The organism is Nocardiopsis sp. LDBS0036 (genome assembly GCF_041228755.1).
In the GTDB taxonomy this organism is placed as follows: domain Bacteria; phylum Actinomycetota; class Actinomycetes; order Streptosporangiales; family Streptosporangiaceae; genus Nocardiopsis; species Nocardiopsis dassonvillei.
The window spans coordinates 4,048,918-4,073,913 of the sequence record NZ_CP141103.1 but is presented as its reverse complement, the minus strand read 5'-3'; the positions used below and the strand labels follow the sequence as shown (position 1 = coordinate 4,073,913).

Here is a 24,996-nt window from a genome sequence, read left to right as displayed (position 1 = left end):
TGAAGACTGTGTCCGTTCTGTGCTCACCGCATATCTGCGCTGAGGGGTTGAGGATCGACTTCCGTCGACCGTTCCCCTTTTCACGTGTGCTCCCATGAACCCGGCGTCGACGTGTGCCCGGACCCTTGTCCGCACAACCCGCGAACATGCGCAGTGAGCCCTCTTACCGATATCAGACCACCTTGTCTTACAAGACGACTGATCCTGGCCCGAGCGCTGAGTTCTCTTGCCCTCTCAGGAAGGTCGATAAGGGGACCCACATGGAAGCAGTGATGAATCCGGACAGCCACGCCAGCCCCCAGGCGAAGGTCCCCGAAGCCAGACGGAGCCGGTCCGCCGCGGACTCGGGCGGCCGACGGGGCGCCTCGGGCAACCCCACCCGCAGAACGAGCCTCCACCTGCCCGACGGCATGGCCATGGTCGACTGGGAGCGCTGGGGACAGCACATCTTCGTCATCTCCGACGCGTCCGCCTGGTGGCTCGGGGACTGGCTCATCTACGGCCAGGAGAACTACCCCCAGCGGTACAAGCGCGCGATCGAGAAGACCTCCCTCGACTACCAGACCCTGCGCAACTACGCCTGGGTCGCCAGGAAGTTCGTCCCCGCCCGGCGCCGCGAGAAGCTGAGCTTCCAGCACCACGCCGAGGTGTGCGGCCTCCCGGAGGAGGAGCAGGAACGCTGGTTGGCCGAGGCCGAGGCGGGCCGCTGGTCCCGTAACGAGCTCCGCCGCCGCATCCGCCTCAAGGCCCGGGGAGTGGACCCCGCACGGGAGACCATATACGTTCAGGTCGCCATTAACCCGGAGCGGAAGAGGCAATGGCAGGAAGCCGCCGAGAGTTCTGGTATGAGTTTCCCGGAGTGGGCTTCCAAGGCCTTGGACATGGCTGCCAAGAAAATGATTGAGGTCGGCTGAGCCGAGACCCCGGGTCCGTTACGGCCCCGCCGTTTATTTTGACTCCCCCCGTGGGAAAACCCCCGTCGGCGATTCTTCTGGTGTGCCGGAAACCGGTACGGAGCCGGGTGGTCGCCGCGCGGGGGCCACCCTTGCTGACACGATCCAGGCGCCCGGTTCTCCCGGCCGCGGGCGACCTGAAAACGGAGGAACACATGACGACCTATGTCTGGGGCTACCTGGAGGAGTACGAGAAGGAAAGGGAGGACATCCTCGACGCCGTGGACAAGGTGTTCAAGTCGGGGAAGCTGATCTGGGGCCCCTCCCTGGTGGCCTTCGAGGAGGAGTTCGCCCAGTACCACGGCGTGGCGCACTGCGCAGGCGTCGACAACGGCACCAACGCCATCGTGCTCGCCCTGCGCGCCCTGGGCGTCGGTGAGGGCGACGAGGTCATCACCGTGTCGAACACGGCCGCGCCCACGGTCCTGGCCATCGACCTGGTGGGGGCGCGCCCGGTCTTCGTCGACATCGACCCGGACACCTACCTCATGCGTGTGGACCAGGTCGCCGCGGCGATCACCGAGCGCACGCGCTGCATCCTGCCGGTCCACCTGTACGGGCAGTGCGTGGACATGGCCCCGCTGGAGGCGCTGGCCGCCGAGCACGGCCTGGTCGTCCTGGAGGACTGCGCCCAGGCGCACGGAGCCACCCACCACGGGCGCGTGGCGGGCTCCATGGGCCACGCCGCCGCCTTCTCCTTCTACCCGACGAAGATCCTCGGCGCCTACGGCCACGCGGGCGCGACGATCACCAACGACCCGGAGGTCGACGCCGCCCTCCGGCGCCTGCGCTACTACGGCATGGACCAGGAGCGCTACTACGTCGTCACGCCGAACGGGCAGAACAGCAGGCTCGACGAGGTCCACGCGGAGATCCTGCGCCGCAAGCTCGGCCGCCTGGACGAGTACATCGAGGGCCGCAGGGCGGTGGCCCGCGCCTACGACGAGGCGCTCGCCGACACGGACCTGGTCCTGCCCGCGACGGCGCCCGGGAACGAGCACGCCTACTACCTCTACGTGGTCCGCCACCCCGAGCGGGACCGGATCATCGAGGAGATGAAGGCCCACGACGTCGCGCTCAACGTCAGCTACCCGTGGCCCGTCCACACGATGTCCGGCTTCGCCCACCTGGGCTACGAGACCGGGAGTCTGCCGGTGACCGAGAAGCTGGCCCACGAGATCTTCTCGCTGCCGATGTACCCCTCGCTGCCCCGGCAGGAGCAGGACCGGATCATCGAGGCCCTGACCAAGACCCTGGCCAGGCTGTGACCGGTTCCGGGGACGGAGCCCGGTTCGCGCTCTCGGCGTCGGACCGGGCGGTACCGCTGGTGTCCGACGCCGAGTTCGCCCGGTGGTGGGAGAGCAGGCCCCGGCACGAACTGCTCTCCGTCGAGCGGGTCGGCTTCGACCACACGCGCAGCTGGTCCTTCTCCGCCGGGACCGGGGACCTCGTCCACGAGAGCGGCGGCTTCTTCTCCGTCCGGGGGCTGCGCGTGGCCTCCGGCGGTGCGGTGGTGCACCAGCCGGTCATCGACCAGCCGGAGATCGGCATCCTGGGCATCCTGGTCAAGGAGTTCGACGGGGTGCCCCACTTCCTGATGCAGGCCAAGTTCGAGCCCGGCAACGTCAACCTCCGCCAGATCTCGCCCACCGTGCAGGCCACGCGCAGCAACTACACGGGGGTCCACGGAGGCCGGGCCACCCCCTACGTGGAGTACTTCCGCGCTCCGCGCCGCGGCCGGGTCCTGGTGGACGTGCTCCAGTCCGAGCAGGGCGAGTGGTTCTGGCGCAAGCACAACCGCAACATCGTCGTCGAGGTGGGCCCCGACGAGGACGTCCCCGAGCACGAGGACTACCGGTGGTTCACGCTCCGGCAGATCCACGGGATGCTGCGCCGGGACAACCTCGTCAACATGGACGCCCGCACGGTGCTGTCCTGTCTGCCGGTGACCCGGGGGGAGGGGCCGGAGCCCGCGGACCCCTTCGAGCGGGCGCTCGCGCGCTCCTACGGGGACGGCTCGCTGCATCCGATGACCGGTGTGGTCAGCTGGTTCACCGAGGCCAAGACGGTCGTGGACTGGCGCTCCGAGCTGCTGCCGCTGCCCCGGGCCGAGGGGTGGCGCAGGACCGGGGACGAGATCTCCGGCGGCCCCGGGTTCCGGATCATCATGGTCTCGGTCTCGGCGCGCATCCGCGAGGTCGCGTCCTGGACGCAGCCGCTGCTCGCCCCCGAGAGGCACGGGTTCGCCGCCTTCCTGGTGCGCGAGATCGGCGGCGTGCTCCACGTCCTGGTCCGGGCACGCGCCGAACCGGGGACCCTCGACCGCGTCGAGATCACCCCGACGGTGCAGTACTCGGCCTCGGCGGAGGCGCTGGGCCGCCCGGAGCCCTTCGCCGCCCAGGCGGAGTCGCCGCCGGACCACCGCGTGCGCTACGACGCCCTGCTCTCGGAGGAGGGCGGGCGCTTCCACCACGCCCAGACCAGGTACCGGATCGTCGAAGCCGATCCGGACCTGCCCGCGGAGGTCCCCCCGGACTTCCTCTGGGTCACCGTCGCCCAGCTCATGGAGCTGGTCCGGCACGGCCACTACCTCAACATCGAGGCGAGGACCCTCCTCGTCTGCCTGCACACCCTGGGCTGAGGGCGGGGCGCGCCCCGCCCGGCCCGACCGGGAGGAAGTACCGCACATGCGCGTGCTCGTCGTCAGCCAGGCGGAGAAGACCCATCTGCTGGGCCTCATCCCGCAGGCGTGGGCTCTGCGCGCCGCCGGGCACGAGGTGCGGGTGGCCAGCCAGCCCGCGCTGGTCCCCGTCGCGGCGCGCACCGGGCTGCCCGCCGTCCAGGTGGGCCGGGACCACCTCTTCCACCAGCTGCTGACCACGTTGAAGGGCCTGGGCTTCGGCGACAGCCGGGGCTTCGACATGACCAGGAGCGATCCGGAGGCGCTGGGCTGGGACTACCTGCTCGACGGCTACCGCGAGTTCGTCCGGCTGTGGTGGCATCCGGTCAACACGCCCATGCTGGACGACCTCACCGACCTGTGCCGCTCGTGGCGCCCCGACCTGGTCCTGTGGGAGCCGACCACCTTCGCCGCGCCGGTGGCGGCACGGGCCTCGGGCGCGGCGCACGTCCGGGTCCTGTGGGGGCTGGACGTGTTCTCCCGCACCCGCCGCCGGTTCCTGGAGCGCGCCGCCGCGCTGCCCGCCGCCGACCGCGAGGACCCCCTCGCCGACTGGCTGGAGCGCAGCGCCCGGCGCGTGGGCGCCGACTTCTCCGAGGACCTGGTCCGGGGCCAGGCCACCCTGGACCCCTATCCGCCGGGTGTGCGCCTGGACCCCGAGGAGGGCGTGCGCCACATCCCCCTGCGCTACGTGCCCTACAACGGGACCGCGGTGGTGCCCGACTGGCTGCGCTCCCCGGGCGGGCGCAGGCGGGTCTGCCTGACCCTCGGCTCGGCCGTGCCGGAGAAGTTCGACGACCGCTACCGGCTGCCCCTCGCGGAGCTGCTGGAGTCGGTCGCCGGACTGGACGTGGAGGTCGTCGCCACCCTGTCCGCCGAGCAGAGCGCGCGGGCCGGAACCCTGCCGGACAACGTCCGGGTGGTGGAGCACGTGCCGTTGCACGCGCTCATGCCCCACTGCGACGCGGTGGTCCACCACGGGGGAGCCGGGACCTTCTGCACCGCGGTGTTCCACGGTGTCCCGCAGCTCGTCCTCCCCGAGTTCTCCATGGCCCAGTACGTCTTCGACGAACCGCTGCTCGCCGAGCGGATCACCGGGTTGGGGGCGGGCCTCGCGCTGGCGGGGGCCGGGATGACCGGCGGGGAGGTCGCCCTCCAGGTCGGACGCCTGCTCGACGAGCCCCGCTTCGCCGAGGGCGCGCGCGTGCTCCGCGACAGGGCGCACGGGATGACCAGCCCGGCCGGACTCGTCCCGGTGCTGGAGGAGCTGGCCGCCGAGGGCCGAAGCGCCTGAGAACGGGAACGCCGTGTCCGCTACGGCGGCGGACACGGCGTTCCCGCCGGGGTCACGCCCTGTCGGGCGCCCCCTTCTGCTCACGGATCCTCTCCGCCACGAACCCGGCCAGGTCCTCGAAGCTGCTGCCGGTGAACTCCGACATGTCCTCCAGGAGGGACACGTTGTAGACGTCCTCCAGGGCCAGCACGAGCTGCACGATCGAGAACGAGTCCAGGTCGCTCGTCTGCGAGGGCTCGGGGAGGTCGAACTGGGGCTCGTTCGACGTGAACATCAGGACGGTCATCGCCTGGACCTTGATCTGGGACAGGATCTCGCTCTGGTCTACTGCGGCCATCGTTGCCGAACCTCTTCTCTGGTGTGGTGGGGTGGCGTCCTCAGCCCGCGTCGGGCCCCTGGGAGAGGCGCTGGACGAACTTGGCGCCGTAGCGTTCCCAGCGCTCGCGCTGGATGACGAAGTGGGAGGCGGACTCCAGGCCCGGGGGCCGCCGCGGGGGCTCCGACTCGGTCACCATGGTCGGATGGTCGCGCAGGCCGTTCGCCCGCTCGCCGACGGACCAGAAGCGGACCTCGTCCACCGGCCACGCGCGGAAGGCGCGGTCCACGGTCAGCACCGTGGCCTCCAACGCGATGCCGACGGCGTTGGCCCCCTCGTCCACGACCACGTCCACCTGGACCCACCGCTCCTCCCGGTCCAGGCGCGAGAGCGAACAGAACCCCAGGACGGCGCCGGTGGAGGGGGCGACGGCGAGGAACTGCTCCGCCGCGTCCTCGGCGTCGCGGGGGAGCGGCCTGACGAGGTCGTCCATTCCCGGGAATTCGGGGACGCCCCTCTCCGCCAATGCGCTGACGGCGGCGGCCGCGCCCAGGTTCTCAACCGGTCGGAGCCTGACTCTGCGTGTTTCCACGGTATTTTCTGGCACGCTCTCCTGCCTCAACTTTTTGTCGGTTCGCAGCCGTTCCGTTCCTGCCGTGCGCCGGAAGGGGGAGGATTCCCGAAAACGGGGACGGAGGGAATGGGGGCGTATCGGGGGTTCCCGCCGCCTGTCCCGCCAGCGGGACAGGCGGGGCGGCTCCGGTTACCTTAGCCGCCTGGAGGGCTCCGTTCTGGCAGGTACGGGCGGTTCCGCCCCCGCGGCCGGGCCGCACCGCCCCGGCTCCCGCCGCATCCCGCCAGGTGCGCCCGCCATTCCCCGCCGCGGGGCCGCCGTCAATTTTCCCGGACTCGGGGAAAGGGGATCTCGGATATGGGAAGGAAGCGGCGGGGCGGGCGCTGTTATCGTGAGACGACCCTGGCACAAAGCCGGGTCGGATCGCGGTGCGGGCCCGGGACGAATGCCTCGGGCAGCCCGGGATTCCTTTCTCCTGAAAGGTGAAGAAATGGCCGTGAGCGACGTTCTCGACCTGCAGTCCCTGGAGGCGGAGACCCTCGTTGAGGAGGGCGCCTTCCTCAACAGCGGTGCCAGCCTCGTGAGCTGCAGCTGACGCCTCCCCACCGGGCGGTGACGGACCGGTCCGCCTGATCCGCCGCCGCCCCCGGAGAAGGGGTGCCGCGTCCGGCCACGCCGGGCGCGGCACCCCGCCGGGGCCCGCCTACCTGGTGACCGCGGCGCGGAAGCGCCAGACGCCCAGCGCCAGGAGGACGGCGGCGTACCCGAGGAGCACTCCCACGTGCGGGAGCACGTCCACGAGTGAGGCCTGGTCGCGGACCAGCGCGCTGAACGCGTCGTAGCCCCAGGCGTGCGGGGTCAGGAACGCGATGGTGGTCATGGTGTCGCCGAAGGACTCCAGCGGGAGCATGGTGCCGCCGAGCGCGCCCGCCCCGAGGCTGATGCCCACCGCCGCCGCCAACGCGCCGCCCTCGGTCCTCGCCAGACTGCCGAGCAGTAGCGAAGCACCGCTGCTGACCAGGCAGAACGCGGTCACCACCAGCGAGGTGGCGAACAGGTTCCCCCACGCGACTCCGAACAGCAGGGCCGACCCGAAGAGGATCAGCAGGGCCTGTGTCAGGGCGATGAGGAACCTGCCCAGCGCCTCGCCGAGGACGATGGACCCCGCCGAGGTGGGGGAGGCGTACAGGCGCCGCAGGACCCCCGAACGCCTGGCCTGGACGATGCCCAGCGACGTCGTCAGCGCCGTGATGAAGGTGTAGAGCAGCAGCAGCGGGGGGGCCGCCAGGCTGTGCGAGGAGACGCCCTCGGGGAACGTGGCCTCACCCGCGGTGACCACCTCCACCCGGACGCCGGACACCTCGGTCTCCTCCGCGTCCGCCAGGCGCTCCTCGAACCCGTCGTCGCGGACGCTCTCCGTGACCCGGGCGGTGCTCAGCAGCGCCGACTCCTGCGCCACCACGGAGCGGACCCAGGTCCCCACGTCCGCGGCGGCCCAGTCGTTGCCGCGTGTGACGAGCTCCAGCTCGACCTGCCCGCCGTCGCGCACCAGGTCCCCGTAGTCGTCCGGGACCACCAGGCCCGCCTGGACGTCCCCGGCCTCCACCAGGTCGCGCATCTCCGTCTCGTCCAGACGCAGGACGTCGATGCGCTCGTCCTCCTCCAGAGCGCCCACGAGGCGCTCGGCGAGCCCTCCGCCGGAAGGCGCGACGACGCCCAGGACCGGTTTCCCCTCCCCGTACATCAGCCCCATCATGAAGACCATCAGGAAGGGGAGCAGCAGGACGAAGAAGATGTTCGTCCGGTCGCGGAAGACGCGGCGTACGTTGAGGACGCCGATGGTCAGCGATTTCATGAGTTCACCATCCGTCCCATACGGAACAGCGCGACGGTCGAGCCGGCGAGGCCGAGCGCGAGCAGGACCGCGCACGGCAGGAGGACCGAGCCGACGCCTCCCGCCGAGAGCTCGCCCAGGCCGAGCAGGAACCACCGGTGGGGGGTCAGGTAGCTGACGACCGCCAGCGCGTTGAGCTGCGAGATCGGGAACAGCGCTCCACCGAACGCTCCGAGCAGCATCGCCAGGACCGAGAGCCAGTTGGCGGCCTGTTCCGAGCTGCGCGCGAAGCTCGCCACGGCGGCGGTGAGCCCGATGACGGCCAGCACGCCCGTGGTGATCAGCGCCGCCGCGCCCAGCGGGTCGCCCCAGTCGGCGCCGAAGAACAGGGTCGTCGCGACGGCCAGGACCGCCATGTTCGCCAGGCCGATGAGCAGTCCGCTGGAGAGCTTCGCGACCAGGATCGCCCCCCGCGGGATCGGGCTGGCCAGGAGGCGCGCCAGGGTCCCGCCCGCCTTCTCGTCGAAGATGCTGGTGACGCTGAACATCGCCGCGAAGAAGACGAAGAAGAACGCCATGGAGGCCGAGTAGTAGGTGGCGGTGCCCAGCTCCCGCCACTCCAGGTCCGCGTCCTCGACCACCGTCAGCGGCGGCGCCGCCGTCTCCGCCTCCTCCAGGAGCCGGGCCGCGGCGGCCGGGTCGGGTTCGGAGTCGAAGCCGGTGGCGATCGCGAGTCGGATGCGGTGGTGCTCGGTGGCGTAGGCGCGGCCGATCTCCCGGGCGATGTGGGTGGCCACGGGGGAGTCGGCGTCGCCGACGACGGTGAGGACCGCGTCCTCGCCCGCCTCCAGCGACTCGGTGAAGTCCTCGGGGATGAGGAAGGCCGCGTCGGCGGCCCCCGCCTCGACCGCCTCGCGCGCCTCGCGCTCGGAACCGGCCTCGGACAGCTCCAGCACCCCGTCGTCCTCCAGGGGGCGCAGCGCCTCGTCGACGAAGCCCTCGCCGAGCGATCCGGAGTCGCCGTCGACGACCACGTACTCCGAGCTCGTCCCCTGGGACGTCCCGTCGCCGAGCAGCATGTTGAAGAAGAAGGCCACCCCGAGCGGCAGGAGCAGCCCGAAGACCAGCAGGCTGCCGTCCCGCAGCCGCTGGCGCACGTCCTTGGCGACGATGGCCGCGGTCATGGAGAGGGCGTTGGTTCCGTTCGCCATGGCTACTCCCGGAGTCCCTTCCCGGTCAGGCGCAGGAAGACGGCTTCCAGATCCGGCTCCTGGACCTCGACCGACCTGATGCCGGCGCCCTCCTGCGTCAGGGTGTCGAGGATGCGGGGCAGGACGTCCCGGGCGTCGGGCGTCAGGAGCCTGATCCGGTTCCCCTCGCAGGTCGCCTCGTCCACGCGGTCCAGCGCGCGCAGGGCGCCGAGCAGCCTCTCGCCGGGGGAGTCCAGGGTGACCAGGACCGTGTCGTCCTCGCCCACCTGGGCGACCAGTTCGCGTTGCGTGCCCTCGGCGCGGATGCGGCCGCCCTCGATGATGCCGACGCGGTCGCAGAGGCGTTCTGCCTCCTCCATGTAGTGCGTCGTGTAGAGCACGGAGACGCCGCCCCGCGTCAGGGCGTCCACGCTCTCCAGGATGGAGTTGCGGCTCTGGGGGTCCACGCCGACCGTCGGTTCGTCGAGGATGAGGAGTCTCGGGTTGTTGAGTAGTCCGAGGCCGATATTGAGCCTTCGGGCCATTCCTCCGGAGAATTTGGATACGGCCTCACCGGCGCGCTCGGAGAGGCCGACTGTTTCCAGGACCTCCTCCGTCCGGCTGCGCGCCTGTGAGGAGGAGAGCCCGTACATGCGCGCGAAGAAACGCAGATTGTCGCGTGCGCTGAGGTCGTGGTAGAGGGCGAGTTCCTGGGGGACGAACCCGATGAGGGACTTGCTTTTCCTGTTCGTGACGCTGTGCTCGACGCCGTCCACGAGGATCGTTCCGGCGTCCCGGCTCAGGATGCCGGTGATCATGCCGATCGTGGTGGACTTGCCCGCTCCGTTGGGTCCCAGCAGGCCGTAGGTCTCCCCCTCGTCGATAAAGAAGCTGACGTCGTCGACCGCCAGGTTCTTCCCATATCTCTTGCTCACTCCTTGGACTTCCAGGATGGGCACGGGCCCTCCTCGCTCCTCTGTGCCTTCGCGGTCCGCCGGGCGGTCGGCTGTTTCGCGCGTTCCTCCCCGACGCGGCCGCGCCCTTTCCGCGCCGCCTTTTCTCCGTGGCGTTCCGCGGTCCGGGCCAGTGAACCACAGAAAGTGTCCGTTTATGTTCCGGTTGTTTTCGATGTGGCGTTTCGGCCTGGTTTCATTTGCTTCGGAATGCGGGCCGGCGCGCGGTGAGGGTGTGGGCGAGGTCGGCGGGGGTGGGCATGGCGTCCATGCGTGCGCGCAGGGCGCGGGCGGCGCTTGTGTGGCGGGGGTCTTCGAGGAGGGCGCGTACGCCGGCGGTGACGGTGGCGGCGTCCATGCGGTCGGGGTCCACGACCAGCGCCGCGCCCTCGGCCGCGACCGACGAGGCCAGCAGGGGTTCGTCGAAGGTGGGCCGGGGCGAGACGAGCTGCGGGACCCCGTGGACCAGACCGGTCAGGACGGTGCCCGTCCCGCCGTGGGTGATCATGGCGGCGCAGGTGGGGGCCAGGGCGTGCAGGGGCACGTACTCGACCAGGCGGGCGTTGCCGGGGACGGCGCCGAGCTTGGCCTGCTCACTGGCGGGCAGGGTGGCCACCACCTCCACGTCCAGCTCGGCCAGACCCTCCAGAACCGTGGCCACGTCCACCCCGAACCTGCCCAGCCACGCCGCCGTGCTGGTGCCCAGACACAGGGCCACCCGGGGGCGGGTGGGGGGTGTGCGCAGCCATTCGGGGACGACGGCGCGTCCGTTGTAGGGCACGTAGCGCACCGGCAGGTACTCCAGGTGCGCGGGCGTGTCCACCCGCAGGGACGCGGGGACCTGCTCGACGGTGGCCTGGCCGTGGACCAGGGTCTCGGAGAAGTCCACGCCGTACCGGGCCGCCCTGGTCCCCAGCCACGCGGCCAGGGGGTCCTCGCGCCGTGAGGCGGGCTGTTCGCCCATCCGCGCCAGGAAGCGCGCGCGTACGGCGCCGAACACGTCCGCGCCCCAGGGATAGCGCACGTGCGCGGCCCCGCAGGCCTCGGCGGCGATCGCCCCGGAGAAGGTGATGGGCTCCCACACGACCAGGTCGGGGCGCCACTCGCGGCAGAGGGCGACCAGGTCGTCGACCATGGGGTCGTTGACCATCCGCCACCACCAGGTGACGACCTGCCGGTACTCCTCCAGGGTCTCCTCCCAGGAGCCCTCCGGCCCGCCCCGGCCGTACACGGAGAAGAGGGGGACGCCTCCCCGCATCCCGTCGAAGGAGGACCGGGCGGTGAGATGGCGCCAGAACCCGTGGTCGCGCCCCACCGCGACGAACGGCACTCCCGTCTCCCGCACCACGGGCTCCAGCGCGGGCTGGCTGGCCACCCGCACCTCGTGCCCGGCGGCGCGCAGCGCCCACGCCAGGGGCACCAGGCTCAGGAAGTTCGTCTTCTCGGCGAGGGACGCCACGACGACGCGCACGGTCGCTCTCCTGGGGGTCGTTGGTCGGTGGGGGCACCGAGGTGTGGAGGGCGCGGAGCGGGGGCCGCTCCGGCGGAAGCGCCATGTCTACCAGCTCCGGGCGAGGGGGCGGAGGCGGCGCGTGCGCGGTCCGGCGCCGACCGGGGTTGGACGGGCCGACGCGTCCTCCCCTAGTCTTCCGACGCGTTTCGAGGAGGGGACGGGACATGCGTGTGCTCTTGGCCGCGGCCGCGGAGAAGCCGCACTTCCTCGGCATGGTCCCGTTGGCGTGGGCGCTGCGCGCCGCGGGCCACGAGGTGCGGGTGGCCAGCCAGCCCGCGCTGGAGCCCGTCGCGGCGGGGGCGGGCCTGCCCTTCACCGCCGTCGGCAGGGACCACGCCTTCTGGCGCACGATGAAGGCCTTCGACCTCCACGACACCCTCGACGACGTCCCGCTGTTCGGCCGCGTCACCGACCCCTACGAGCGGGTTCCCTGGGAGTACCTGCTGGAGGGCTACCGCCGTGTGGTGCCGTGGTGGTGGCGGATGGTCAACGACCCCATGGTCGACGACCTGGTCGCCTTCTGCCGCGAGTGGCGTCCCGAGCTGGTGGTCTGGGGTTCGGTGAGCTTCTCCGGGGCGATCGCCGCCGAGGCGTGCGGGGCCGCGCACGTGCGCTACCTGTGGGGGGCCGACATCTTCGCCCGCACCCGCGCGCGCTTCCTGGCGCGGATGGGCGAGCAGCCCGCCTCACAGCGGGAGGACCCCCTGGCCGCGTGGCTGGGGACCAGGGCGGCCCGGTACGGCGTGGACTTCTCCGAGACCCTGGTCCACGGCCAGGCCACCGTCGAGCAGGTCCCCGCGTCCCTGCGGGTGGACACGCCCGCGCACCTGGAGTACCTGCCGGTGCGCTACGTGCCCTACAACGGACGCGCCGTCGTCCCCCACTGGCTGCGCACACCCCCCACCCGCCCCCGGGTCTGCGTCACCCTGGGCACCACCCTCATGGGCCAGGACCGGGGCGGGGACGTGTTCCGGGACCTCCTGGAGGGTCTGGCCGAGCTGGACGTGGAGGTCGTGGCCACCCTGCCCGCCCGCGAACAGGCCAAGCTCGGCACCGTCCCCGGCAACGCCCGCCTGGTCGAGTACGTCCCCCTGCACGCCCTGGCCCCCACCTGCGCCGCCATGGTCGACCACGGGGGGTGGGGGACCGTGCTCACGGGACTGGACGCGGGCGTGCCGCAGGTCATCGTCCCCAGCTGGTTCGACGATCCGATGCTCGCCGACATGCTCGCCGCGCGGGACGCGGCCGTCTCCGTCCCCCACCGGACCATGACCGCCGGGGACGTCAGCACGGCGGTCTCCCGGCTTCTGGAGGACCCCGCCCTGGCCCGGGGCACCGCGCGCGTGCGCGAGGCGATGCGCGCGATGCCCTCTCCGGCCGACCTCGCCGACGCGCTCGTCCGCCGGGCGGGGGGCTGACACCCGGCGCGCACGCGCTCAGACCGGGGAGTGGGCGGCGGCCTCGCGGACGCGTTCGACCAGGCCGGCGAGGGCCAGGACCGGCGCCGTGTCCACGGCCGCCCGCCCCCGCACACCGTCCGCGAACGCCGTCAACAGGTTGCGGAACTGGTGGTCGGCCTCCAGGGACAGGTCCTCGGCCCCCTCGTCCGTGCGCAGTTCCAGGGTGGGGCGCAGCGTCTCGGGCGGTGTGAAGGCCCGGTCCAGCCGCAGGGTCCCCTTCTCCCCCCAGACGGTGTAGGTGTTGCGGTAGTGCATCCCGAAGCCGAACCCGAGCTGCACCGCCACCCCGCCCGGACCCGAGAGCAGCACCGAACCCCGCGTGTCCACCCCCGTGTCCGGCGCGTGGTCCAGGAAGGCGCCGCGCACGCGGAGGTCGTCACCCAACAGGAACTGGGCCAGGCCCAGCGGGTACACGCCCACGTCGAGCAGCGCGCCGCCGCCCAGCGCCGGGTCGTGCCTGATGTCCCCCGGAGCGCGCGCCGGCACGCCGAACTCGCACATCAGCGCGCGCGTGCGCCCCGCCGCGCCGTGTTGCAGCAGCCGCCTCAGCTCGTGGTGCTGGGAGTGGTGCCGGAAGGCGAAGTTCTCCATGACGGTCAGACCGCGCCGACCGGCCTCGGCGACCAGCTCGGCCGAGGTCCGCCCACCGACGGTCAGGGGCTTCTCGGACAGGACGTGGAGCCCGGCCTCCAGGGCCCGGCCCACCCATTCGTGCCGCAGCCCCACCGGGAGCGGCATGTACACGGCGTCCAGGTCCGGACGCGCGAGCAGGTCGGCGTAGCCGGTGACGGCCTCGCAGCCGAAGCGCTCGGCGAACCCGCGCGCCTTGGCGGGGTCGCGGCTGGCCACGGCGACGAGCTCCACCGAGGGCGTCACCGCCACGGCGGGCAGAACGCGCCTCCAGGCGATGTCGGCGCAGCCGACCAGTCCGAGCCGTACCGGCGCTCCCGTACCCCCGAGCGTCGAGGACACACGACCTCCCTCGTGTCGACCGCTGCCGAGACACCGGTGGCGGCGGCAGCCGGCCACGGACTCGGCGCGGCCATACTGCCAGAGCCGCGGCGGGCGGGGCGCCGCCGTCCGCGCCGGAGGGGGGACCCCCTCCTGGCGGGGGTGGTGCCGCGCGGCGCTTCCCCTATTCTTTCGGCGCTGTACCCGGGCCCGGAGGCCGGGAGGGTCCGGTGTCCGCGGAAGCGGTCGGAGGGGTCCGCTCCCGTCCGGGCCGCGAGCCCAGGAGGGAAGTACCACGTATGGCGACGAGTGACGAGGCGGCGGCGGTTCTCGATGCGGTCCGTGAGCACCACCGGTCCACCCGCACCGAACGCGAGTTCGTTCCGGGTGTGACGGAGATCTGGCCCTCCGGGGCGGTCCTGGACGAGGAGGACAGGGTGGCCCTGGTCGCGGCCGCCCTCGACATGCGCATCGCGGCGGGCCCCAGCGCACGCCGCTTCGAGTCCGCGTTCGCCCGCAGGCTCGGAAGGCGCAAGGCCCACCTCACGAACTCCGGCTCCTCGGCCAACCTGCTCGCGCTGTCCTCCCTGACCTCGCACCTGCTGGAGGACCAGCGGCTGCGCCCCGGCGACGAGGTCGTCACGGTCGCCGCCGGGTTCCCGACGACCGTCAACCCGATCCTCCAGAACGGGCTCGTGCCCGTGTTCGTGGACATCGAGCTGCGCACGTACAACACCACGGTCGAAAGGGTGGAACGGGCCATCGGCCCCCGTACCCGGGCGATCATGATCGCCCACGCGCTGGGCAACCCGTTCGAGGCGCGGGAGATGGCGCGCCTGGCCGAGGAGCGCGACCTGTTCCTGATCGAGGACAACTGCGACGCCGTGGGCTCCCTCTACGACGGGCAGGTGACGGGCTCCTTCGGCGACCTGTCGACGGTCAGCTTCTACCCGGCGCACCACCTCACCATGGGCGAGGGCGGCTGCGTGCTCACGTCCAACCTCATGCTGGCCCGTGTGGTGGAGTCCATGCGCGACTGGGGGCGGGACTGCTGGTGCGAGCCCGGTGAGAGCGACACCTGCCGCAAGCGCTTCAGCTACCAGCTCGGGACCCTGCCCCCCGGCTACGACCACAAGTACACGTTCTCCCACGTGGGCTACAACCTGAAGGGGACCGACCTCCAGGCGGCGCTCGGGCTGAGCCAGCTCGACAAGCTCGACTCCTTCGGCGAGGCCCGGCGCCGCAACTGGCGCCGGATGCGGGAGGGGCTGGACGGGCTTCCGGGCCTGATCCTGCCGGAGGCCACGCCCAACAGCGATCCGAGCTGGTTCGGCTTCGTGGTCACCGTGGACCCCGGGGCGCCGTTCGACCGGGCCGAGCTGGTCCACTTCCTGGAGTCCCGGCGGATCGGCACCCGCCTGCTCTTCGCGGGCAACCTGACCCGGCACCCCGCCTACCTGGACCGGCCGCACCGCGTGTCCGGAGAGCTGGAGAACAGCGACACCGCCACGGAGCGGACCTTCTGGACCGGGGTCTACCCCGGGCTCACGGACGAGATGATCGACTACGTGGTCTCCTCGGTCACCGAGTTCGTCAAGGAGCGGCACAAGGGCGTCTTCTGACGCGGTGCCGTGCACCCCGGCCGCCGTCTCGGCGGCCGGGGTTTCCTCATTTTTCGGGGTATTCGCATGACTTTTTGCTGTTATCCGGGGCTTTGGTCTCGGGTCGGCGCACCTCCTCCCCGGGGCGGAGACACGGGGCGGTGCGGCCCCGGACGCGGGTGACCGCGCCGCAGTCGTCGTGTCGGGTGGGTCAGGGAGAAACGCAGGTGGAAGCGGGTCCGTTTCCCGGAACGCGGGCATTCGCGCCCCTCCTTCGGGTGGGTGCCTCCTTTGCGCGACCCCCCACCCCGGGGGCGGGGGGTCGTCCCGCGGAAGGCCGTGAATTCGTCCTGAAGGAGGAAGGGAAAATGGTCCGCGTGAATGAAGACCGCTGCGCGGCCGGAGCCTAATGTGTATTTCACGTCAGGCGTTACCGACAAAACGGTCGCCCTGAGTCGAGAAAGGCATTCCCCATGGCCACTTCCGCCAGCAGCCGCCCCGAGATCAACCTCGACGTCGACGCCGAGACCTTCGAGACCCCGGGCTCGGGCCAGTCCGTCGAGAACAGCGGCGCCGAGGCCCCCGGCCCGATCACCTTCGGCACCACCTGCTGGGGCACCCCCTGCCCGAGCGCCAACACCATCTCCTGCTAGGGGGTGGACCCGCAGTCCCCACAGAGGCCGTGGGCGGCACTCGGCCGTCCGTAACGGTGGAACCCCGTCCCTGATCCACCGCGGCCCGGCACGACCACGCCCGGGGCGGCGGTCGCCCGGCGACCGCCGCCCCGCGGCGCATCCACAGGTGTTTTCCGTACCTTCCGCGAGCGCGGCGCCGCGGGCGCGGACCCGGCCGAGGAGGCAGTCCCCCATGCACGACGACACAGCGCAGGACCGCGAGGAGACGCCGCTGGACGCCGCGCCGCCGCTGGGCCTGCTGGAGTACCTCGACCTGACCGAGGGCCGACCCGTCCGGGACAAGCGCGACACCGCCTTCGCCTCGGCCCTGCTCGCAGAGCGGCTGGGCTACAGCCGCGTCTGGCTGCCCGAGCACCACGCCTCCGGCGTGCCCAGCACCAACCCGCTGCTGCTGGCCGCCGTCCTGGGCAGCCACACCCGGCGCGTGCGGGTGGGCACCGCCGTCACGCTGTCCAGGATCCGCGACCCCCACCTGACCGCCGAGGACGTCGCCGCCGCCGCGCACTTCTGTCCCGACCGCCTCGACGTCGGGTTCGGCCGGGGCGACGTGAGCGGGGGAGCGGCCGAGGACCTGGCCCACCTGCGCGAGCGCGGTGAGGACGTCGGCGCCGTCATCGACGCGACCGTCGCCCTCCTGCGCGGGGGCGCGGAGTGGATCGATCCGGTGGACACCGGGTTCCAGCTCTGGTCGCACGGCGCCGGGAACCGCTCCGCCGAGATCGCGGCCAGGACCGGCACCCACTACTGCCACGCCCTGTTCTTCAACACCGACGTGGACGCCTGCGTCAGCACGCTCAGGGCCTACCGGGCGGCCCATCCCGGCGGGCGCACGGCCGTGGCCCTGGCCCTGGTCGCCAACGACGACCCCGCCACGGCGCGCGCCGACAGCCTGCGCCAGGGCGTGCGGGTCAACTGCGCGGGCACGGCCGACCAGTGCGCCGAAGCGGTCCACCGCGTCCTGGCCATCACCGGCGCCGACGAGGCGGTCGTCACCGAGCTGTCCAGCGATCCCGAGGACCACCTGCGCGCCGTGGAGGAGGTCTTCGCCGCCGTGCGCCGCCGCGCGGCCTCCCCCGCCGGGGCCGCGGCCCCTCCCGTCGGAACCGTCCCCGCCGGGAACGCCGTACCCACCGGCGACACCGCGCGCTCCGACGGGGCCGCCCCCTCCGCGACCGCCGCCACGGGGAGCGGTGCCCGGTGAGCGGGCCGGACTTCGGCCTGGTCCGCGTCCCCCTGCTCAGCGTCGAGGAGTCCGCCCGCATGGTCGCCGCGGGCGACGTCCACGACCCCGTCGCCGCCATGGCCGTCGACCTGGCCGCCGACCCCCACCTGCGCACCGCGTCCGCGTCCGAGGAGCGCGCCCGCGCCACCCTGCTGCGCTACCTCGCGCGCATGGGCGGGCGCGCCACCCCCTACGGGCTGTTCGCCGGAACCGCGCCGCTGTCGGTCGGGGACCGCCGCGACCTGGAGACCGACCGGCGCGACCGGCACCGCGTGCGGGTACGCGTGGACGTGCGCGCCCTGGAGGAGACGGTCGCCGACGCCCTCGCCGACGCCGACCCCGACCACGTCCCCCTGCGGCTCAACCCCCTGGCCGGCGTCGGTCCCTCCGCCGTGCGCTTCGCCGCTCCGGGCGACGCCACCGCGGCCGTGGTGAGCGTTCGGCGCACCGAGGCCATCGACACCGCCCTGGAGGTCCTCGGCGGCGCCGAGATGAGCGCCGACGACCTCGCCGAAGCGCTCTCCGAGCGGCTGCCCGGCGGGGAGCCCGACCGCCTGCGCGCCTTCGTGCGCGGACTGAGGGACAGGGGCCTGCTCCAGCCCTCCGACGGCCTGATCGCCCCCGGTGACGAGCCCGCCGACCGGGCCGTGCGCCTCCTGGACGCCGTCGGCGACCGCGACCGGGCCGCCGCCGTGCGCGTCCTGCTGGCCGACGCCGCAGGGGAGCGCCCCTTCGAGCCGGGGCTGCGCGACCGTCTCGACACCGCCTGGGACCGAGCCGCCGACCACGCGCCCGCCCTGGCCCGGACCAGGTACGCCGAACGCTTCGACCTGCACCCCGAACTCGCCATGCGCGCCGCCAGCCTGGACCGGCGCACCGTCGCCGACCTGCGCTCCGCCGTGCGCCGCCTCACCGCCCTCTCCTCCCCCGGCGGCGGCCCAGGCTTCGACATGGCCTCCTTCCGCGCCGCCTTCGCCCAGCGCTTCGAGGACGCCGAGGTGCCGCTGCTGAGCGCGCTGGACCTGGAGTCGGGCGTGCTGCGGCCCGCTCGGCGCGGCGCCTCCGAACTCGCCGCCAGGGCGGGCCTGCGCGCCGGTTCCCGCCCCGCCGAACCCACCGTCAACCCCGAGCTGCTCGACCTGCTCGGACGCTGGACCGCCGACGGCGGCCACCTCGACGGCGGCTCCGTGGACATCGCCCACCTGCCCGAGTCCGACACCGACGGCTCCCGCGCGCTGCTGGCCGTCCTGCTCGGCGACGCCGACCCCTCCTCCCACGACGGACCGCACAGCATGCTCGTCGGCGGGGTCGGCCGCGCCCCCCACGCCCTGGTGGCCCGGTTCGGCCTCCACCGCCCCGCCGTCGCCGACCGCGTCCGGGAGCAGGTCGACCGCGCCCGCGGGCGGCACGGAGCCGCGGACCCCGCGCGGAACCCCCTCCACGCCGAACTCGTCTACCACCCGGGCGGACGCATCGGCAACGTCCTGGTGCGCCCCCGCGTGCTGGACGAGACCATCGCCCTGACCGGCGCCCACGCGGGCACCCTGCACCTGGACCGGCTGCTCCTGCGCCTGTGCCCGGACGGCTTCCGCCTGCGCGACGCCCGCACCGGCCGACCCGTCCTCGTGGAGCTCAACACCGCCCACAACGTCGACTTCCACGGCCTGGACCCGGTCTACGCGGTGCTGGGCCACCTGGCCACGTCCGGCGGAGCGGGCTGGTCGTGGGGCCCGCTGGCCCGTCTGCCCCACCTGCCCCGCGTCACCTGCGGCCGGGTCGTGGTCACCCCCGAGCGCTGGCTGCTGCGCCCCGGGGACGTCGCCGCGGTCCTGTCCGCGCCCTCCCCGGCCGCCGCGCTGCGCGACCGCCTGCCCGGCCTGGGCGGGCGCACCTGGGTGGGCACCGGCGAGTACGACCACGTGCTCCCCGTGGACCTGCGCGAGGACGCCTCGGTGCGCGCCGCCCTGGCACGCGCCGGCGAACGCGACACCGCTTTCGTGGAGATGCCCCAGGCCGAGGCGCCCGCCGTGCGCGGCCCCGGCGGGGGCCACGTCGCCGAGGTGGTCGTGCCCACCGGGCCCGTCCTGCGCGAGCCGCCCGGCACCGGCGCGGGGACGGCCGTCCTGGACCGCGGACACGGCCGGGCCTGGATCTACGCGCGCCTGTACTGCGGGCACGCCACCGCCGACCAGGTGGTGGCGCGCGCCCACCGGCTCTCCTCGGACCTGCGCGCCGCCGGTGAGGCCGACCAGTGGTTCTTCCTCCGCTACCAGGACGGGGACGGCTACCACGTGCGGGTGCGGGTCCGCCCGGCCGAACCCGCCGCGCGGCCCGGCGTGCTGACCGCCGTGGACGCCCTCGGGGCCCGGCTGGCCGCCGAGGGCCTGGTCAGCAGGGTCGTCCTGGACGAGTACGTGCCCGAGGTGGCGCGCTACGGCGGCACAGAGGGCCTGCGGGCGGCCGAGGGGCTGTTCACCGCCTCCAGCGACCGCGTCGCCGCCGCGCTGCCGGAGCTGGCCGACGAGTCGGCCCGCCTCTACCGGGCGGTCGCCGACGTCACCCACTGGTGCACCGAGCTGTTCGCCGCCTTCGACGAGCGCGAGGAGTTCCTGCGCGCGTGCCAGGGCGGTCTGGACGTGGCCCCCACCCGCGAGGGCAACCGCCTCGGCAAGTTCGCCCGCACGCACGAGGCCGCCCTGCGCGCCCACCTGGAGGGGGTCCGCCCCGACGAGGGCGTGGCCAAGGCCCTGGGCGCGCTGGCCGCCGCGCTGGAGCCCGGGACCGGGACCCGCGACCGGTGGTCGGTGTTCGGGTCGGCGCTGCACCTGCACCTGAACCGGACCTTCGCCTTCGACGCGGTGCGCATGGAGTACCTGGCGCACGAACTCGCCCGGCGCCACCTGCGCCGTCTGCACGCACTGGAGGGCAGGAAACGATGAACGACGCGGACACACTGGACCTGGCGCGACGGTTCCTGGACGACATGGACGCCCAGGTGCGCGAGAACCCCACGTTCCCGCTGCTGCTGGACCAGGCCGTGGCCCGGATGGAGTTCGCCCGAGCCCTCGGCGAGGACCACCGCGCGGAGGACGCCTTCCACGAGGCGATGGGCCTGCTGCGCTCCGGCGGCGGCACCGGCCCCTGGCTCTACCGGGGCGCCGCCCAGGCCGGGTGGACCGCGCTCCGGCTCGCCCGGGAGCGCGGCACCGAGCCGTCCGGACTGGGCGCCGTGGACGACGCCGTCCTGCGGTGGATCGCCGACTACCCCGCCGAGGGCGAGGTCGACCTGCCCATGGGCGTGCTGGGCCTGGGCGCCTACGCCCTGGCCCACCCCGACGCCGGGTTCCGCGACAAGGCCACCTCCGGCGTCCTGGACGTGGTCGAGGAGCGCGCCGAACGCGACGGCGACGGCCTGTTCCTGCGCCTGGGCGACTCCCCGGCGCGCCGCGCCGACCAGTCCGCGGGCTGCCGGGTGCTCGGCGCCGCCCACGGCACCGCCGGACTGGTGTCCTACCTCGCCTCGGCCGCCGGGACGGCCGCCGCCCCGCGCGCACGCCCGCTGCTCGACGACTCCGTGCGCTGGCTGCGCGCCCAGCGCGGCGACTTCTCCCACGCCGTCTTCCCGCACCGCGTCGAGACGCGCTACACGCCCGCCCGCGCCACCTGGTGCTCGGGGGACCCCGGTATCGCCCTGGCGCTGACCGCGGCCGCCGGGGTCACCGGGGACCCGCGCGACGCCGACCTGGCCCGCGCCACCGCTTCGGCGGTCGCCACCCGGCCCGAGCGGGACTGCGGGATCACGGACGGGTGCGTGTGCCACGGCGCCGCCGGACTGGTCTGGTTCGGCCGCCGAGCCCACGACGACCACGGCCTGCCCGAGGGGCTGGAGTGCGTCCGGCGCTGGACCGGCTGGCTCGCCGAGCGGCGCGCCGAAGGGCCGCTGACCTACTTCAACCCCGCCGGGATGATCCGCGACGCCTCCTTCCTCGAAGGGGACGCGGGCGTGGCCCTGGCACTGCTGTACGCGGCCACCGGGGCGCGGCCCGCGTGGGAGCAGCTCGTCCTGGCGCGCCCCGTCACACCGGAGGTCTGATGCCCGGCTCCCCGCCGACCGAAGCGCCCGCAGCCCGGGACCGCCACTGGGTCCTGCGGCTGCTGTCCGCCTGCCGCCGCCACCCGGGGCTGGCCGCAGGGGTGGCCGCGGCGGCCGTCCTGGGGACCGGGCTGACCGCGCTGGCCCCGCTGGCCGCCCAGATCGCCGTGGACGACGCGGTCCAGGGGCGCACGGACCGGATCGGCGTGCTCGCCCTCGCCCTGCTGGGAGCCGCCGCGCTCCAGTTCGCCGGGGCGTTCGCCCGCCAGTTCCTGTCCGGCAAGCTGGCCCTGGGCGTCCAGCACGACCTGCGCACGGCCGTGTTCGACTCGGTCCAGCGTCTCGACGGCGGCAAACAGGACACCCTGCGCACCGGCCAGGTGATGTCGCGCGCGGGCACCGACCTGCAACTGGTCCAGGGGCTGCTGGCCACCGCGCCGCAGGCCCTGGGCGGCCTCGTGCTCATCGTGTTCGCCTTCTCGGCGATGCTGTGGCTCTCCCCCGTGCTCACCGTCGTGGCCGCGGCCGTCGTGGTCTCCTTCGTCGTGGTGACGGCGCGCGTGAGCAGGCGCATGCCGCCCGCGACCATGGCCGTGCAGCGCCGCACCGCCGAGATCGCCCAGCACGTCGAGGAGACCGTGACCGGCGTCCGCGTCGTCAAGGCCTTCGGGCAGGAGGAGCGCGAGACCCGGCGTCTGGCCGACCTCGCCGCCCGCCTGTTCGGCGAGCGCATGCGGGTGGCCCGCATGCAGGCGGCCCCCAGCGCCACCCTCGGCGTGCTGCCCTACCTCGGCCAGGCCGCGGTGCTGGTGGTCGGCGCGTGGCTGGTCGCGCGCGGCGAGGTGTCCCTGGGCGCCCTCGTCGCCTTCTCCGGGTACATGGTCACCCTCACCGCGCCGTCGGCGTCCCTGTCCAACCTGGTCATGAGCGCCCAGCTCGTGCGGCCCGCGGCCCTGCGCGTGTTCGACCTCGCCGACTCCCGCCCCGACGTCACCGACGCGCCCGACGCCGCCGACGTGCCCGAGGGGCCGGTCGGCGTGGAGCTGGACGGCGTGCGCTTCGGCTACACCCGCGACTCCACCGTGCTCGACGGGCTGTCCCTGAGCGTGCGCCCGGGCGAGACCCTGGCGCTGGTCGGCCCCTCCGGGTCGGGCAAGTCCACCGTCTCGCTGCTGCTGCCGCGCTTCTACGACACCACCGGCGGCGCCGTGCGGATCGGCCCTCCCGGCGGCGCGGTGGACGTGCGCTCGCTTCGCCTGCGCTCGCTGCGCGCCGCGGTCGGCGTGGCCTTCGAGGAGCCGTTCCTGTTCTCCGGCTCGGTCGCCGACAACATCGCGTACGGACGCCCGCACGCCACCCGCGAGCAGGTCCGCGCGGCGGCCCGCGCCGCCGGGGCCGACGGCTTCGTCCGCGCGCTCCCCGACGGCTACGACACCCCCGTGGGCGAGCGCGGCCTGACCCTGTCCGGCGGCCAGCGCCAGCGCGTGGCCCTGGCCCGCACGCTCCTGGGCGACCCCCGCGTCCTGGTGCTGGACGACGCCACCTCGGCCGTGGACGCCTCCACCGAGGCCGCCATGGTCGCCACGCTCGCCGACGTCACCGCCGACCGCACCGTCCTGCTCGTGGCCCACCGCAGGTCCACCCTCGCCCTCGCCGACCGGATCGCGGTGCTCGACGGCGGCCGGGTGGTGGACGTGGGCACCGAGGCGGAACTGACCCGGCGCTGCCCGCTCTTCGCGCGGCTGTGCGCCGGGGACGGGGGCGGCGTCGAGGAACCGGCCCCGGCCCCCGGGGGCGGCGGCTCCCCCCTGTGGCCCGAACCCGTGCCGGAGGCGGCCGACCCCGACGAGGCCGCGCTGCCCGCCGCCGACGACCGCCCCGCCGAGCGCCTGGACCGCACGCCGCCGGAGGAGCCCGGAACGCGCTTCGGCGTCCGCCGGGTGCTGGCCCCCGTCCGGGCACTGCTGGCCCTCGCCGTCCTGCTGGTCCTGGCCGACGCCCTGGCCACCACCGCCCTGCCCGTCGTGCTGCGCTGGGGCCTGGACCGGGGCGTCGCCCCCGGCGACGCGGGCGTGGTCGCGGCCGTGGGCGCGGCGGCCCTGGCCCTGGTGGCGGTCAACTGGTGGGTCCTGGCCCTCCAGCCCCGCGTGGTCACCCGGACCGGGGAGAGCGCCCTGTACGCCCTGCGCCTGCGCGTCTTCCGGCACCTGCACCGGCTCGGCGTGGACTTCCACGAGCGCGAGCGCGGCGGCGGGACCATGACCCGCATGACCACCGACGTCACCGCGCTGTCCACGTTCGTGGAGAGCGGGCTGACCATCGTCGTGGTCAACGGCGCCACCGTGCTGGGGATGGTCGTGGCGATGCTGGTGCTGGACCCGGGCCTGGCCCTGGTCGCCCTGGCGGTCCTGCCGGTGCTGCTCGCCGCGACCCTGTACTTCCGCCGCTGCGTGTCGCTGGCCTACCACCTGTCCCGGGAGCGGATCGGGGAGGTCAACGCCGACCTCCAGGAACAGGTGGCGGGGGCCCGCGAGTCCCAGGCGGCCGGGGCCGAGGACGGCGCGAGCGAGCGCTTCGCCGCCCTGTCCGACCGCTACCGCAGGACCAGGCTGACCGCCCAGCGCCACATCGCCCTGTACTTCCCGTTCGTCACCCTGCTCGGGGACGTGTCCACCGCCGCCGTCCTCGGTGCGGGCGCGTACCGGGTGGCGGAGGGCACCCTGTCGGTGGGCGTCCTGACCGCGTTCCTGCTCTACCTGGGGATGTTCTACGCCCCGTTCCAGCAGCTGTCGGTGGTCTTCGACAGCTACCAGCAGGCGCGCGTGGGCGTGGACCGCATCGGCGGACTGCTGCGCACGCCGCCCACCGCCGCGGCCTCCCGGCGCGCGGTCCCCGCACCGGTCCGGCGGGGCGGCGGCCGGGTGCGCCTGGAGGGGGTCGGCTTCGCCTACCCCGGCGCGGGCGGGCCCGCCCTGGCCGACGTCACCCTGTCCGCCGACCCGGGCGAGACCGTGGCGCTGGTCGGCGAGACCGGCGCCGGGAAGTCCACCGTGGTCAGGCTCATCGCCCGCTTCCACGACCCCGACCGGGGCGCGGTCCTGGTGGACGGGACGGACGTGCGCGACCTCGACCCGGCCGAGCACCGGCGCAGACTCGGGGTGGTCCCCCAGGAGCCCCACCTGTTCACCGGGACCGTCGCCGACAACGTGCGCTACGGACGCCCCGGGGCCGGCGACCGCGAGGTGGAGGAGGCCGTGCGCGCGGTCGGCGCCCTGGACGCCGTGTCGGCCCTGCCCCGGGGGCTGCGCCATCCGGTCGGCGAGCGCGGGCGCGGCCTGTCCACCGGGCAGCGCCAGCTCGTCGCGCTGGCGCGGGCGCAGCTGGTGGACCCCGACGTGCTGCTGCTGGACGAGCCCTCCGCGGGGCTGGACCCGGGCACCGAGCGCGCCGTGCTGACGGCGATGGAACGCCTGTCCCGGGGGAGGACGACCTTCGTGGTCACCCACAGCCTGGCGACGGCCGCCCGCGCGGACCGGATCGCGGTGCTCGACGGCGGCCGGGTGGTCGAGACGGGCACGCACGCGGAGCTGTCGGCGTCGGGGGGCGCCTACGCCCGGTTGTGGCGGAGCAGCGGGGCGGGGCCCGTGCCGGTCTGAGACCGGGAGGC

Annotated in this window: 19 protein-coding genes; 12 read left to right on the top strand and 7 right to left on the bottom strand. The window is 73.7% G+C overall.

Features of this window, described 5'->3' with window-relative positions; genetic code table 11:
- Nucleotides 1-260: 260 nt before the first annotated feature.
- The 4 genes from UIS43_RS17185 (at nt 261) to UIS43_RS17170 (ending at nt 4,927) form a co-directional block, all read left to right on the top strand.
- Nucleotides 261-914 (top strand): LmbU family transcriptional regulator, encoded by a 654-nt coding sequence (locus tag UIS43_RS17185; RefSeq protein ID WP_013155703.1) that lies wholly within the window; start codon nt 261-263, stop codon nt 912-914.
- A gap of 194 nt (nt 915-1,108) precedes the next feature.
- Complete coding sequence (locus UIS43_RS17180; protein ID WP_019611587.1) at nt 1,109-2,221, top strand: DegT/DnrJ/EryC1/StrS aminotransferase family protein; 1,113 nt, start codon at nt 1,109-1,111, stop codon at nt 2,219-2,221.
- Nucleotides 2,218-3,594 carry an NDP-hexose 2,3-dehydratase family protein gene (locus UIS43_RS17175; protein WP_117199550.1) on the top strand — a complete coding sequence of 459 codons (1,377 nt, stop codon included), beginning with the start codon at nt 2,218-2,220 and terminating at the stop codon, nt 3,592-3,594. Before UIS43_RS17180 ends, UIS43_RS17175 begins: the two co-directional genes overlap by 4 nt.
- A 46-nt stretch (nt 3,595-3,640) precedes the next feature.
- The gene (locus UIS43_RS17170; protein WP_071623060.1) at nt 3,641-4,927 is read left to right on the top strand and encodes an activator-dependent family glycosyltransferase; all 1,287 of its coding nucleotides are present in this window, start codon (nt 3,641-3,643) and stop codon (nt 4,925-4,927) included.
- Nucleotides 4,928-4,979: 52 nt separating this feature from the next.
- On the opposite strand, the gene UIS43_RS17165 is transcribed toward UIS43_RS17170, so the two are convergent.
- A complete protein-coding gene (locus UIS43_RS17165) occupies nt 4,980-5,264 on the bottom strand; it encodes a hypothetical protein (protein WP_013155699.1) in 285 nt (94 codons plus the stop codon).
- A gap of 40 nt (nt 5,265-5,304) precedes the next feature.
- Entirely contained in the window at nt 5,305-5,736 is a 432-nt protein-coding gene (locus UIS43_RS17160; protein ID WP_117199594.1) for a hypothetical protein, read from the bottom strand.
- A 571-nt stretch (nt 5,737-6,307) separates the two neighbouring features.
- Between UIS43_RS17160 and UIS43_RS17155 the strand changes: the two genes are divergently transcribed.
- Nucleotides 6,308-6,412 carry a hypothetical protein gene (locus UIS43_RS17155; protein ID WP_013155697.1) on the top strand — a complete coding sequence of 35 codons (105 nt, stop codon included), beginning with the start codon at nt 6,308-6,310 and terminating at the stop codon, nt 6,410-6,412.
- A 108-nt stretch (nt 6,413-6,520) separates the two neighbouring features.
- Here UIS43_RS17155 and UIS43_RS17150 read toward each other — a convergent pair whose 3' ends face one another.
- The 4 genes from UIS43_RS17150 to UIS43_RS17135 form a co-directional block, all read right to left on the bottom strand.
- Nucleotides 6,521-7,672 (bottom strand): ABC transporter permease, encoded by a 1,152-nt coding sequence (locus UIS43_RS17150; RefSeq protein ID WP_013155696.1) that lies wholly within the window; start codon nt 7,670-7,672, stop codon nt 6,521-6,523.
- Nucleotides 7,669-8,862 (bottom strand): ABC transporter permease subunit, encoded by a 1,194-nt coding sequence (locus UIS43_RS17145; RefSeq protein ID WP_071623058.1) that lies wholly within the window; start codon nt 8,860-8,862, stop codon nt 7,669-7,671. The genes UIS43_RS17150 and UIS43_RS17145 overlap by 4 nt, the downstream gene beginning before the upstream one ends.
- Nucleotides 8,863-8,864: 2 nt before the next feature.
- Nucleotides 8,865-9,800: an ABC transporter ATP-binding protein gene (locus UIS43_RS17140; protein ID WP_013155694.1), complete on the bottom strand. Its 936-nt coding sequence runs from the start codon at nt 9,798-9,800 to the stop codon at nt 8,865-8,867.
- A gap of 190 nt (nt 9,801-9,990) precedes the next feature.
- On the bottom strand, nt 9,991-11,265 hold the full coding sequence (locus UIS43_RS17135; protein WP_370010828.1) for an activator-dependent family glycosyltransferase: 1,275 nt from the start codon (nt 11,263-11,265) through the stop codon (nt 9,991-9,993).
- A gap of 206 nt (nt 11,266-11,471) precedes the next feature.
- Here UIS43_RS17135 and UIS43_RS17130 point away from each other — a divergent pair, with 206 nt between their 5' ends.
- Nucleotides 11,472-12,725, top strand: coding sequence for an activator-dependent family glycosyltransferase (locus tag UIS43_RS17130; protein ID WP_370010825.1), 1,254 nt, complete (start codon nt 11,472-11,474; stop codon nt 12,723-12,725).
- An 18-nt stretch (nt 12,726-12,743) separates the two neighbouring features.
- On the opposite strand, the gene UIS43_RS17125 is transcribed toward UIS43_RS17130, so the two are convergent.
- Nucleotides 12,744-13,739 carry a Gfo/Idh/MocA family protein gene (locus tag UIS43_RS17125; protein ID WP_013155691.1) on the bottom strand — a complete coding sequence of 332 codons (996 nt, stop codon included), beginning with the start codon at nt 13,737-13,739 and terminating at the stop codon, nt 12,744-12,746.
- Nucleotides 13,740-14,017: 278 nt separating this feature from the next.
- On the opposite strand from UIS43_RS17125, the gene rfbH reads away from it, so the two are divergent.
- The 6 genes from rfbH to UIS43_RS17095 all read left to right on the top strand — a co-directional run bounded on the left by rfbH (nt 14,018) and on the right by UIS43_RS17095 (nt 24,985).
- Nucleotides 14,018-15,340, top strand: a complete 1,323-nt coding sequence (gene rfbH / locus UIS43_RS17120; RefSeq protein WP_071623055.1) for a lipopolysaccharide biosynthesis protein RfbH — start codon at nt 14,018-14,020, stop codon at nt 15,338-15,340.
- A 452-nt stretch (nt 15,341-15,792) separates the two neighbouring features.
- Nucleotides 15,793-15,972 carry a hypothetical protein gene (locus UIS43_RS17115; RefSeq protein WP_013155689.1) on the top strand — a complete coding sequence of 60 codons (180 nt, stop codon included), beginning with the start codon at nt 15,793-15,795 and terminating at the stop codon, nt 15,970-15,972.
- A 214-nt stretch (nt 15,973-16,186) separates the two neighbouring features.
- Nucleotides 16,187-17,215, top strand: coding sequence for an LLM class flavin-dependent oxidoreductase (locus tag UIS43_RS17110; RefSeq protein ID WP_370010822.1), 1,029 nt, complete (start codon nt 16,187-16,189; stop codon nt 17,213-17,215).
- Entirely contained in the window at nt 17,212-20,175 is a 2,964-nt protein-coding gene (locus UIS43_RS17105; protein ID WP_370010820.1) for a thiopeptide-type bacteriocin biosynthesis protein, read from the top strand. The genes UIS43_RS17110 and UIS43_RS17105 overlap by 4 nt, the downstream gene beginning before the upstream one ends.
- Nucleotides 20,172-21,329: a lanthionine synthetase C family protein gene (locus UIS43_RS17100; protein ID WP_013155686.1), complete on the top strand. Its 1,158-nt coding sequence runs from the start codon at nt 20,172-20,174 to the stop codon at nt 21,327-21,329. Before UIS43_RS17105 ends, UIS43_RS17100 begins: the two co-directional genes overlap by 4 nt.
- Nucleotides 21,329-24,985, top strand: coding sequence for an ABC transporter ATP-binding protein (locus UIS43_RS17095; RefSeq protein WP_071623053.1), 3,657 nt, complete (start codon nt 21,329-21,331; stop codon nt 24,983-24,985). Before UIS43_RS17100 ends, UIS43_RS17095 begins: the two co-directional genes overlap by 1 nt.
- Nucleotides 24,986-24,996 lie beyond the last annotated feature (11 nt).